Below are 11,759 nucleotides of genomic sequence, written 5' to 3' on the forward strand. Positions count from 1 at the left end.
ATAGCCTAGGTATTTAAAAATAAGGTATAATCAACAGTAAATAAGTAACAGAGAGGGGTTCTAAGATGGCATTGATTGTGATAATTGGCAGCCAGGCAGTCGGTAAAATGACTGTTGGTATGGAACTAGAAAAGCGAATCGATGGGAAATTATTGTTTAATCATCAAACAATTGACCTTTTTGCAAATTATTTAGGCTACAGTGAAGCGACTTTTGCTTTGTCAGACAAGACCCGTAAGGAGCTGTTTAAAGCCTTCGTCAAGAATCCTGACCACAATACGACTCAAACGATTATTTTCACAGTCCTAATCAACTTTGATGCTCCTGAAGATATTCAATTTTTAAATGAAATTGCAACTATATTCTTAGAAGCCCAACAAGCCGTTTATTTTATTGAATTAATTGCTGAAGTCGAAGAACGGCTAAAACGTAATGTTCATGAGCAAAGGTTAAAAATGAAACCTTCAAAAAGAGATCTAACATTTTCTCGTAAGGATTTATTAGACTCCCTAGCAAATTACCGTTTGGAAAGTCAGCCAGAGGAATTAAATGAGCTTTTTCCAAAGGTCAGCTCAATAAAAATAAATAATACCCATTTATCACCAATGGAAGTCAGTCAAACTATAATTAATCAACTAAATTTAGACTTGCTACCATAGAAAGTCGTAATAATTAACTAACAACCTTAACAAGTTCGCCAAATTATGGTATCTTTGATAAGGACGTTTAATTGCTCGTTAGATTTCAAGTAGAGGAGAATAGATGATGAAAAAAAATAAAGACATCGAAGTGGCCGTGACTGAAAAAAAAGTCAACGCTAAAGGACAACCAGCTGAAGTTCACGAATTAACTGTTGGGAAAAAAATTATCGGTGAAGTTGAGAAATTAGAAACAGGTAAATTAATTGTTTCAATTCAAGGCGAAGGCCCAAAATACGTTAAAACTTTTGACGAAGGCTACGAAACTTTAATTAGTCACTGGAATTTGTTTCAATAAGAAAATTCTCATTTAATTATAAAGCTTGATTTATCAAGCTTTGTTACGAAAATATTACTAAATTCATCAAAAAAATAAAAAAGTTTTAAATAACACTTGAATTAATCTTCAAAATTATGTATTATATTGAAGTCGGGTTAAATAACCTGTCTTTTGGAGGAATAGCGAAGTGGCTAAACGCGACGGACTGTAAATCCGTTCCTTAGGGTTCAGTGGTTCGAATCCACTTTCCTCCATTTTTTTTTTTTGGGCTATCGCCAAGCGGTAAGGCAACAGACTTTGACTCTGTCATTCGTTGGTTCGAATCCAGCTAGCCCAGTGTTAATAAAACTACTTTCATTTTGGAAGTAGTTTTTTATTTAGCGTCATTGATAGCAATTAACGGAGTAACCAAGTCGGGGACTCACTAAAGGAGGATTTATGATGAAAAGTAAAAGTTTAAAAGAACGTGTTTACCAACAATACCAAATCTTAAAAAATCAAGTGGAAATTAAACAAGACTCAGCCACGATCACTATTCAAAAAAAGGCGATTGCTCGTGAAACGCGTCAAGCAATTAAATGGTATTCAAAAGGGTATTAAGCTTAAAAGTCATAGCGACGATCGCTGTGACTTTTTTTGTTTTTAAGAGAAGTCTAAGCTTTCAGGGTATTAACTAGAAACTTAAGACGTTAAATGATAAAATGGGGAAAGCAACTATTTAAGAGAGAAGGTTTTGTATGGCAGAGTCAGTGACAGTCCAAGACATCGTTAATGAATTACAGTTAGAAGTAATCTGCGGTGAAGACTATTTAAATAAAAAAATCACAACAAGTGACATCTCCCGGCCGGGATTAGAGTTAACAGGCTACTTTAATTACTACCCTTATGAAAGGGTGCAACTTTTTGGGCGAAAAGAAACAACTTTTTCGGAAAAAATGACGCAAGAAGAACAACATATGGTGATGCGTCGTTTATGTCAAGAGGATACGCCAGCAATTATTTTTTCTCGTAATTTAACACCACCAGCTGAGATGTTACGAGCGGCTGAAGAGAAAAAAATGCCGGTTTTGCGTTCGGCTTTAACAACTTCCCGCATTTCAGGGGTCATTTCTAATTTTTTAGAAAGTAAACTTGCAAAGCGGACATCAATTCATGGTGTTTTAGTTGAAGTTTATGGTCTAGGAGTCTTAATTCAAGGGGATAGCGGCATTGGTAAAAGTGAAACGGCCTTAGAATTAATTAAAAAAGGCCACCGTTTAATTGCTGATGACCGAGTAGACGTCTACCAACAAGATGAACGGACGGTTATTGGTGAACCTGCTCGCTTATTAGAGCACTTAATCGAAATTAGAGGGATTGGTATTATTGATGTCATGAACTTGTTTGGGGCGAGTTCTGTTCGCGGCAGTGGTCAAGTGCAATTAGTCGTTAACTTAGAAAATTGGAGCAAAGAAAAGAAATTCGATCGTTTAGGTGGCGCAGCTGAAACAGTCCAACTAGCTAACGTTGACATTCCTAAAATTTCAATTCCCGTAAAAACCGGTCGAAACGTGGCGATTATTATTGAAGTAGCTGCCATGAACTTTAGAGCTAAAACAATGGGCTATGATGCCACTAAGACATTTGAAAATAATTTAACTGCGTTAATTAAAGAAAATTCAGAAAACGAATTAAACAATTAAAGGATGATTAATTAGATGATAAATATAGCTCAAGTAAACCCAGTGGCTTTCAATCTTTTTGGATTAGAAGTCAAGTGGTACGGTGTCATTATTGTAACGGGGATTGTCCTAGCTGTTTGGTTAGCGACCCGGGAAGCTACCCGAGTTGGTCTAAGAGAAGACGACATTGTCGACTTTATGTTTTGGGGATTACCATTTTCAATTTTAGGTGCCCGTCTTTATTACGTTATTTTCGAGTGGCGCTACTATATTGATAACCCTTTAGAAATCTTTGCCATTCGTAACGGTGGCTTAGCGATTTATGGTGGTTTGATTGCTGGTGGTTTAGTCATTTACTTCTTTACTCAGTCTCGTTATATTTCTTTTTGGAAGTTTCTCGATATCGCCGCACCAGGGGTGATTATCGCTCAAGCAATTGGCCGCTGGGGAAATTTTATGAACCAAGAAGCTTATGGCGGGGTTACGACGTTAGCCCATTTACAAAACTTAAAGCTACCAAACTTCATTATTGAAAACATGTTAATTGATGGGGCTTACCGTCAGCCAACCTTCCTGTATGAAAGTCTTTGGAATGTCATCGGCTTCCTGTTACTTTTATGGTTACGTCAGAAAAAAGACTTCTTAAAAGAAGGGGAAGTATTTTTCAGCTATGTTCTCTGGTATTCATTTGGTCGTTTCTTTATCGAAGGCATGCGGACTGATAGTCTCTGGATTTTCGGAATCTTTAGAGTTTCCCAACTCTTATCCGTTCTGTTATTCCTTGGCAGTATCGGCTTTATGATTTATCGCCGGAAAAAAGTACAACCTAAATTTTATAATCGTGAAGGAGCCAAATAATGTCACCAATTACAGCAGTTTTATTTGATTTTGATGGAACAATCGGAGATACGAATCACTTAATTTCGGAATCCTATCTTCATGTTCTAAATAAACACTTTCCAGGAGAGTACACAACGGATTCTGTCCGTAAGTTTAATGGACCAGCCTTAGAAGAAGTTTTTCTAGGCGTTAGTCCTGAGCATGGCTTAGAGCTTGTTAAGGAGTACCGGGAATTTAATCATCAAATGCATGATGAATTAATCCGTGCCTTTCCAGATGTGCCAGAATCTTTAGAGCGTTTAAAAGCTCACGGTATTAAGCTGGCAGTTGTTTCAACTAAGTACAATACGATGTTACGTCATGGCTTAGACGTTCTAGGTTTAACTAGTTATTTTGATGTTATTTTAGGTGGTAATGACTATGAGAAAGTCAAACCAGACCCAGAGCCAGTCCTTTTAGGGATGAGCCGCCTTGGTTCAGAAAAAGCGAATACTATTATGGTTGGTGATAATTGGCAAGACATCGAAAGTGCCCATAATGCGGGCATTGAAGGTGTTTTTGTGAAATGGTCACAAAAAACAGTGGCTGAGATGGCCCCTTACAAACCAGATAAAATAGCCGAATCAATGATTGAATTAACTGATTGGATTTTAGCACGGACAACGGAGGGAAAAAATTAAATGAAACAGAAAATTGCAGTTCTTGGTCCTGGATCATGGGGATCCGCATTAGCGAAAGTTTTAGTTGAAAATGGTCATGATGTCACGATTTGGGGGCATAAACCTGAGCAAGTTAAAGAAATAAATGAAGAACATACGAATAAAAACTATTTGCCGACGATTGTTTTTCCGAAAGAATTGAAAGCAAGCAGTGATTTAAAAACTTGTTTAACAGATGTGGATGCGATCCTCTTTGTTGTGCCAACGAAAGCTGTTCGTTCAGTGGCTCGTGACGTGGCCCAAGTCTTAGAAAACCAACCAGTGATTATTCACGCGAGTAAAGGTTTAGAACAAGGCAGTTACAAGAGGATTTCTGAAGTTTTAGAAGAGGAAATTCCAGCAGAAAACCGGAAAGACGTCGTTGTTTTATCTGGACCAAGTCATGCCGAAGAAGTCGCAGTTGGCGATATTACGACAATTACAGCTGCTAGTAAAAATTTAACTTATGCAGGTTACGTCCAAGACTTATTTATGAATGATTACTTCCGTATTTATACAAATGATGATGTGATTGGCGTTGAAACTGGGGCAGCCTTAAAAAATATTATTGCCTTAGGTTCAGGAGCAATCCACGGGCTAGGTTTTGGCGATAATGCGAAAGCCGCAATTATGACTCGAGGCTTAGCGGAAATTAGTCGTTTAGGTGTCGCAATGGGTGCTGATCCGTTAACGTTTATTGGCTTAAGTGGTGTTGGTGATTTGATTGTGACGTGTACGAGTGTTCATTCTCGTAACTGGCGAGCCGGGGACTTACTTGGTCGTGGGCATAATTTAGAAGAAGTCCTTGAAAATATGGGGATGATCGTTGAAGGTGTGTCAACAACGAAAGCGGCTTATGAGTTATCGAAAGAACTAGGTGTTGAGTTACCGATTACTGAAACGATTTATAACGTCTTATACAATCAGGCTGACGTTAAGGAAGCCGCTCGTAATATTATGCTACGTGATGGTAAGTCAGAAAAAGAGTTTTAAGAAAGAGGCGACGCAAAATGAAACAGCGTGTCAAAAAAGCAATTATCCCAGCGGCTGGTTTAGGCACACGCTTTTTACCAGCAACGAAAGCGATGGCTAAAGAAATGCTGCCGATTGTCGATAAACCGACGATTCAATTTATTGTGGAAGAAGCTTTAGCTTCAGGAATTGAAGATATTTTAATTATTACTGGTAAGGCTAAGCGACCAATTGAAGATCACTTTGATGCTAACTTAGAATTAGAGATGAATTTAAAGTCAAAAGGGAAGACTGAATTGTTAAAATTAGTCGAAGAAACGACAGATTTAAACTTACACTTTATGCGCCAGTCAAGTCCGAAAGGTTTAGGCCATGCCGTTTCATTAGGCCGGGCATTTGTCGGGAACGAGCCTTTTGTCGTCATGCTTGGTGATGACTTAATGAGTGCGGAAATTCCTTTAACGAAGCAATTAATTAATAATTATGATGAAACTCGGGCGGCGACGATTGCTGTCATGGAAGTGCCACATGAAGACACGTCTAAATATGGGATTATTAATCCGGAACACATGGTTAAAGAAGGCTTGTATAACGTTAAAAACTTTGTTGAAAAACCGTCACCGGAAGAAGCGCCTAGTAATTTAGCAATTATCGGCCGCTATTTATTAACGCCAGAAATTTTTGATATTTTAGATCATCAAACACCTGGTGCCGGTGGCGAAATTCAATTAACTGATGCCATTGATACCTTAAATAAAACCCAACGTGTCTTTGCCCATGAGTTTACAGGTACTCGTTATGATGTGGGCGATAAATATGGCTTCATGAAAACGAGTATTGAATACGGCTTAACTCATCCAGAAGTCAAAGATGACTTAGCTAAATTTATTATTCAAAAAGGCAAAGAATTAGAAGAGCAACAAAAGGAAGACTAACTAAAAAGGGAATCTGCCAAAGCAGATTCCCTTTTTATTATGTGGCTAGGTAATAATGAAAATACAGCTCATTTAAAGTCAGTTTTCCTAACTGAAAGTCTTGAATATTTTCTTGAAGGAAGATGTTAAGTAACCCACTTACTTCAGAATTTGAATAGTCAGAGATATTTAAGAGGAGTTTTTGCGGATTTTTTAATGTAAAAGGGCTAGTCTGCTCTTTTGGTAAGTTTGCAAGAATTCTTTGGCGTTGATAATTGTCAACAGATGCCCGTAAAAATTGGTCCTCATAAAGTAAGTGCTGTTTGTTGCGCTGATAAATAATTTTACCTCGATCCATAAATAAAATACGGTCAGCATATGTTTCTAAATTATCTAATAAATGAGAAGCAATAATAATTAATTTGTTTTGTTTTTTTAAGTCAACTAATACTTCAGAAATTAAGGCCATATTATTTGGATCTAAGCCGTTCATCACTTCATCCATTAACATCACTTGCGTGTCAGTTGCTAACTGCATAGCGAAACATAAGCGTTGTTTCATGCCAAGGGAGTAAGTTTTAGTTTTTTGCTTTACATAGGAACTCATTTGTAGTTTAGTAATAATGTTGTCGACGGTGTGTTTACTGTTCCCCCACATTTGGGCAAACATAACTAAATGCTCATAGCCGCTTAGTTCGTCGTATAGATCCCCTTGTTCAGGAAAAGTCGAAATCTGCTGATGCATGGCGACTTCGTTACTTTTAGATTGATAATTATATATTTTTTTAAAGGTTACTGAACCAGTTTGGGGTTGCAGGAAATTCATAATAACGTTTATTAAGGTCGATTTACCAGTCCCGTTAGGCGCAACTAAACCAACAATTTCTCCTAGTTTAAAAGTTAATGATAAATCATCTAGAACTTTTTTACCTTCAAAAGCGACAGTAATATGTTTAATAGATAACATAGATATCCTCCTTAGTTAGATTGAATGGAACTTTCTGGATTTGGTCCAGAGCAAAGTTACAGTCATTAGAATCAGGCTAGTCAGCCCCAAGGTAATCAAACCTTGTTGGTAGTGATAGAGACCGTCTTTTGAAGCGTAGTAATAGTTGTCAAAGCCGTTTACAATTTTTCCAGTGCGGATATAACTAGAAGGATAGTGACTATAGTCGATGAAAAAACCTTTGCCGCGACCATAATAAAGTTTTTCGGTAAATAAGTAAGCCACACCTATTAGTAAATTTAGAAACTCGTTGTTAAAAGTTAGTGAGAGGAGAGCCAAGCACCAAAAAATAACCGTCCCTTGGAGCAATAGTAAACTAATATTTTGGCATAATAACTGCCAGATAGGCAGGAACTGTTCTGAATTAATCGGAACCGGTAAGTTTGCTAAACCGAAACCAAATTGCCAGCCAATCCCGATGAAAATAATACTTAAAGTTAAAGTCATGACTAAGCTCAGACCTAGCAGACTAATCAGATATTTAACGACTAACTTTTGACCGCTACTAATAGGGAAGCCTAAAAGGATACTTTGATGGTGACGATCTTTTGTGATTAAATCAACACTTAAAAATAGCATTGACAGTAGCAATAAGTAGGGCAAAAAGGTTTCAAATAGTCGCTGTAAATGTTGAAAGGCGGTTCTTTCTTCTAAGATGTTTCTAGTAATCGGAATCTTTTCCTTGAGATAACCTGCGTAGCGTTTGCTAGTCATTTCATAACCATAAAAAGCATCTTCCATAGGGTAAAATTCACCATAAGTAAAATAAGCACTGTTGTAGTAAAGAAACCCTTCAGGGGAAGTCGGAATTAAATAATTACTTAAGTCATACCACTCAGCTGTTAATTTAGTATACTCCTTTAAATTATTTGTACTTAAGGCAACTAAGCGTGGTTCATCTATTTTTAAATATTCCTCAAAAACATTAACGGCGTAGGTTAAGTTACCACTTAAATCGTCGGCTATGGAAGTAGCATCGACAAATTCTCGGCGAGATAAGGTAGTTGCCTTAAGCTCGCTTTCGTTGATCTGTTCTTTCGGTTGGTAATTGGCACCGAGACTTAAGACGTAATAGCCAGCAAAGGTCAACGCAATTAAAAAAATAGCGATGTTTTTTTTATTAGTAGTAAACTGTTGCCATTCAAATTTAAAATAAGCACTCATGTCTTTGCCACCTTTCTATTAGCTGTCACGAAATGGATTACTAAGCTTAAAAGAATTATCCAGGCACATAAAATAAGTAAACCAGTTAGTAAATCAATACTAGGCAGACCAGCAGTGACGGCTGTCTCGCCAGTTAATATCGCCTGGGCATTCAAATAAGGAATAGGTGAAAAGACTAAGTACTTATTTGACAGTGGCCACAGAGTAGCAAGGAAGTAAGTTGAAAATTGTATAAATAAAGTGACATAACTATTTTTAGTTAGTAGATTTAAACAAACAGAAAATAGCAAAATAAAGAGGGTTAAGCAAGCAATAATGATAAAAACTAAGGGCAAGTAGAGGCGAAAAGGGATCGCATGATAGTTATGATTGAAATAAATACTGTAAGGGTAGCTGACGTCACCAACTGAGTAGCGGAGGGACATTGTCAGAAAGGCCCCACTAATGGCTAGGAAAAGAGCTAACAGCATAAACAGGAACTGGAGCCAGATTTTCGCCCAAAGTCGCTGACTGAAAAGATAAGGCAAGCCTTTTAAAAGAGTGTCATGTTCAAAATCTTCAGTCAATATATCAGCGTAAAGGATAAATAAAAATATACTCCAGAAAGTTAATAATAAACTGCTAAAAAACATCGTGTAACTAACGCCATTTAACAAATTAAAGTTCTTTGGGATTGTTTCTTTAACTAGATACTGATTAATAACTTTATCCCCTGCTAATTGAAAGCTAGGTGGGAAGAAGGACTGAAGGTCTAGGCTCTTATTCTGCCCAATTAAACTAAGCTGCAAGTCAATTATTTCAGCTTCTTTTGCTAAATATAGTTGATTGTTCTCAGTAATTAAGGCCATTTGTTGTTTTGAAATTAAGCTTTCTAAGGAGATTAATGAGTTTGCTAGTTCTGACTTAGGTGTGGCAAGTCGTTCTTTTTCACTAATATCTTTTAAGGCTCCGTTAACAGCTTGAGCTTCAATCTTTTTAGCCTTTTCTAAATTTCCAATATTCAAGCTGTCCACGGCAAAGGCCCCAACTAAGCCCAAGGTAATTAAGACTAAAACTAATAATTTAACTTTATAATTGCGACTAAAAATCCGTAGTTCGTTAAAAATTAAGTTTTTCATATGCAACTCCTATTAAATTTTAATGTTACATCAAGTATAGCTAATTAAGCTTAAAATGTATATTAGTTCTTAAAGAGCTTACATAACTAAGGTGAACTGTTGTATAATATCCATTAGTTACGAAAGTTAAAGAATCAACTAAGGAGTTTATTGATGGAAATTAGAGAAGCAATATTACATGTGTTAGATTTAGAAGCCAGTTCGTTAATTTGTTCCCAGCAAGAGCTAAATTTAGGGGACTACGCAGTAAAAACTTATTTAGAAGGCGTTATGAAGAAATTTGATAACTCAGATTTTAAAACCGGTCTTTTAGATGAGACGAATGAATTATTTACGACAATCAGTAATGAAACTATTAGTTTTATCGAAAAAAGTGAAGCCATTGCTCAGAAATTTTATGACTGTGTTGTTCAAGGGGAAGAAATTCCTAGTGGGGATTTACTTTATTTTAGGGCAGAGCAAGAATTTGAAGAGTACATTGGCATCTTTAAATTAAACTATAAGCCTTCATATACCCATTTCGTGGAATACGCTGATGACAAGATGTTAAATAATATTATTATCAATAAAACAATTTTACCTAATGTGACTCAAAAAGTTGAAGAAGGGGTTTTAATTAATCTTAGCCAAAAAACCTTTAACTTAGTTGAAAAAAAATATAAGTTTGATGGTCGAAAAGTTAATTACTTTTCAGAAATTTTGTTAAAAACCGAGGCAACACCGACAGTTCAAGAAAATATTAAAATTGTTAAAAAAGCAGTGAAAGAAATCGCTGATAAATACAATGAAGAAAAGTATGTTAGTCTATCGAATATTCAACAAGCAGTTTATGAAAGCATTGAATCGGAAGGTAAGATTAGCAATGAGCGAATTGCTGAAGCGGTTTTTGAAAATAATATCTCCGCGAAAGCAGAATATATTGAACGAGTTGAGCGGACAAACTTTGATGAAGACATTCCGGTGAATGTTCCTAAGTATGAAAAAAAATACAGTAAACAAAAATTGAAATTAGCCAACGGCATCGAAATGATTATTCCAGTTGATGTTTATAAAAATACTGATTTAATTGAATTCATCAATAATCCTGATGGGACTATTTCAGTGATGATTAAGAACGTCGATGAAATCATTAATAAGTTTTAAAAATTAAGAAAAGCTTCATAATTTTTTCTTTGACCTTAAAAAAAAGCTATGTTATTCTCGTAGTGAAGCAAGGACTCTAAAGTCATGTTAAGCAAAGAAAGTGAAGGCAAATATGAAGAAAAAGAAAGCGTTAGTTGTTGTTACCTTACTAATGAGTCTCGGGCTGATAGGTCTTGTGTTCAAGTTGCAGCAAGTCAGAGCGAGTCAAAAAGCTGCTCAGACAGAAATTATTGTGGCTGATCAATTAGTTGAAAAAGCCGTTACTTTAGAAAAAGCAGTTGAAACCGAACCAGTTGTAAAAACCGAAGCAGTGGAAGTGCTAGATAAAGATCTTTGGCAAAAACCAACAGGGGGAGCATACCCGGAAATAACTTGGGAAACCCAATTACGAATTGTTGCTAATATTACCGATCAACGCATTTACTTTTATGATGATCAAGAATTAATTTATACGATGGTCACCTCATCAGGTCTTGATGATGAAGTTAATGCTACGCCACTGGGGCATTTTGAAATTCAAAACATTCGCGGTGAAAGTTTCTTTAACGGTGTTTTAGGCGAAGGGGCCTTAAATTACGTTTCTTTTAAAGATTACGGGGTTTACTTATTTCACAGTGTGCCAGTTAAAGCCGATATGTCAATTAATATCGAAGAAGCCGAAAAATTAGGAACACGAGCCTCCCATGGTTGTTTCCGTTTGTCGATTCCTGATTCAGAATGGTTTTACGACAATATAATAGAAGGAACACCACTAGAAATAACTGAATAAACTAAAAAACAAGGGCAACTGACTAAGTTGCCCTTGTTTTTTTATAGTGATTACCGACTAGCGGCGATATGTGTAATAAGATTTGTCATAGTTGTTTCGAGTATGGCGACGGTAACTCCGTTCGTCCCACAACATGAACCACAAAATGAAAATGGGGGTCACGATCAATAGGGCTGTTTTAACACCTAATGTACCTAAAGCAATGCCAATCATTAAAATAAAAAATACTAAACCTGCTCTTCTTATACCTAGCATAATTATCTCACCTCTATTATTTAATGGGAACACCTGTTCTTTTCTCTATTATACAAACAAATGTTCCCTTTGTAAAGAGGTAAATAAAAAAAACTAGCCTAAGCTAGTTTTTGGGGCTGTATAATTTTTGGTGTGGATGAAGAAATTCATTCACGCCTATTTTTACACAAAAAAATAGAAACATATGAACTTTCCAGTTAGAATAAAGTTGCTAAGACCAATTCAGGGAGGAAGATTCATA

Annotated in this window: 14 protein-coding genes and 2 tRNA genes; 12 read left to right on the forward strand and 4 right to left on the reverse strand. The window is 36.3% G+C overall.

What is annotated here, in order from left to right; translation table 11 throughout:
* The first annotated feature begins 65 nt into the window (after nucleotides 1-65).
* The 10 genes from CBF35_RS08985 (at nucleotide 66) to galU (ending at nucleotide 6,084) form a co-directional block, all read left to right on the forward strand.
* Nucleotides 66-659, forward strand: coding sequence for a hypothetical protein (locus CBF35_RS08985; protein ID WP_126780288.1), 594 nt, complete (start codon nucleotides 66-68; stop codon nucleotides 657-659).
* A 106-nt stretch (nucleotides 660-765) separates the two neighbouring features.
* A complete protein-coding gene (locus CBF35_RS08990; protein WP_228026048.1) occupies nucleotides 766-996 on the forward strand; it encodes a DUF2969 family protein in 231 nt (76 codons plus the stop codon).
* 155 nt (nucleotides 997-1,151) lie between these two features.
* A tRNA-Tyr gene (locus CBF35_RS08995) sits at nucleotides 1,152-1,232 on the forward strand.
* Between the two features lie 11 nt (nucleotides 1,233-1,243).
* Nucleotides 1,244-1,315: transfer RNA gene (locus tag CBF35_RS09000), tRNA-Gln, on the forward strand.
* A 104-nt stretch (nucleotides 1,316-1,419) separates the two neighbouring features.
* A complete protein-coding gene (locus CBF35_RS14895) occupies nucleotides 1,420-1,578 on the forward strand; it encodes a hypothetical protein (protein ID WP_170174761.1) in 159 nt (52 codons plus the stop codon).
* Between the two features lie 137 nt (nucleotides 1,579-1,715).
* A complete protein-coding gene (gene hprK, locus CBF35_RS09005) occupies nucleotides 1,716-2,660 on the forward strand; it encodes an HPr(Ser) kinase/phosphatase (RefSeq protein ID WP_126780292.1) in 945 nt (314 codons plus the stop codon).
* A gap of 15 nt (nucleotides 2,661-2,675) precedes the next feature.
* Entirely contained in the window at nucleotides 2,676-3,497 is an 822-nt protein-coding gene (lgt, locus tag CBF35_RS09010; protein ID WP_126780295.1) for a prolipoprotein diacylglyceryl transferase, read from the forward strand.
* Nucleotides 3,497-4,159: a pyrophosphatase PpaX gene (ppaX, locus tag CBF35_RS09015; RefSeq protein WP_126780297.1), complete on the forward strand. Its 663-nt coding sequence runs from the start codon at nucleotides 3,497-3,499 to the stop codon at nucleotides 4,157-4,159. The genes lgt and ppaX overlap by 1 nt, the downstream gene beginning before the upstream one ends.
* Complete coding sequence (locus CBF35_RS09020; protein ID WP_126780299.1) at nucleotides 4,160-5,170, forward strand: NAD(P)H-dependent glycerol-3-phosphate dehydrogenase; 1,011 nt, start codon at nucleotides 4,160-4,162, stop codon at nucleotides 5,168-5,170.
* 17 nt (nucleotides 5,171-5,187) lie between these two features.
* Nucleotides 5,188-6,084, forward strand: coding sequence for a UTP--glucose-1-phosphate uridylyltransferase GalU (galU, locus tag CBF35_RS09025; protein WP_126780301.1), 897 nt, complete (start codon nucleotides 5,188-5,190; stop codon nucleotides 6,082-6,084).
* 37 nt (nucleotides 6,085-6,121) lie between these two features.
* Here the strand turns inward: galU and CBF35_RS09030 are convergent, their stop codons facing one another.
* From CBF35_RS09030 to CBF35_RS09040, 3 genes are read right to left on the reverse strand one after another with little or no spacing between them, the layout of a single operon-like run.
* Nucleotides 6,122-7,030 (reverse strand): ABC transporter ATP-binding protein, encoded by a 909-nt coding sequence (locus CBF35_RS09030; RefSeq protein WP_126780303.1) that lies wholly within the window; start codon nucleotides 7,028-7,030, stop codon nucleotides 6,122-6,124.
* 15 nt (nucleotides 7,031-7,045) lie between these two features.
* Nucleotides 7,046-8,233, reverse strand: coding sequence for a hypothetical protein (locus tag CBF35_RS09035; RefSeq protein WP_126780305.1), 1,188 nt, complete (start codon nucleotides 8,231-8,233; stop codon nucleotides 7,046-7,048).
* The gene (locus CBF35_RS09040; protein WP_126780307.1) at nucleotides 8,230-9,351 is read right to left on the reverse strand and encodes a hypothetical protein; all 1,122 of its coding nucleotides are present in this window, start codon (nucleotides 9,349-9,351) and stop codon (nucleotides 8,230-8,232) included. The genes CBF35_RS09035 and CBF35_RS09040 overlap by 4 nt, the downstream gene beginning before the upstream one ends.
* A 153-nt stretch (nucleotides 9,352-9,504) precedes the next feature.
* Between CBF35_RS09040 and CBF35_RS09045 the strand changes: the two genes are divergently transcribed.
* Both CBF35_RS09045 and CBF35_RS09050 read left to right on the forward strand, forming a co-directional pair.
* Nucleotides 9,505-10,494 carry a nucleoid-associated protein gene (locus CBF35_RS09045; protein ID WP_126780309.1) on the forward strand — a complete coding sequence of 330 codons (990 nt, stop codon included), beginning with the start codon at nucleotides 9,505-9,507 and terminating at the stop codon, nucleotides 10,492-10,494.
* A 112-nt stretch (nucleotides 10,495-10,606) separates the two neighbouring features.
* Nucleotides 10,607-11,263: a L,D-transpeptidase family protein gene (locus CBF35_RS09050; protein WP_244922583.1), complete on the forward strand. Its 657-nt coding sequence runs from the start codon at nucleotides 10,607-10,609 to the stop codon at nucleotides 11,261-11,263.
* A gap of 57 nt (nucleotides 11,264-11,320) precedes the next feature.
* Here CBF35_RS09050 and CBF35_RS09055 read toward each other — a convergent pair whose 3' ends face one another.
* On the reverse strand, nucleotides 11,321-11,518 hold the full coding sequence (locus tag CBF35_RS09055; RefSeq protein ID WP_126780312.1) for a hypothetical protein: 198 nt from the start codon (nucleotides 11,516-11,518) through the stop codon (nucleotides 11,321-11,323).
* Nucleotides 11,519-11,759 lie beyond the last annotated feature (241 nt).

The sequence above is a fragment of the Vagococcus salmoninarum genome (assembly GCF_003987495.1).
Classification (GTDB): Bacteria; Bacillota; Bacilli; order Lactobacillales; family Vagococcaceae; genus Vagococcus_D; species Vagococcus_D salmoninarum.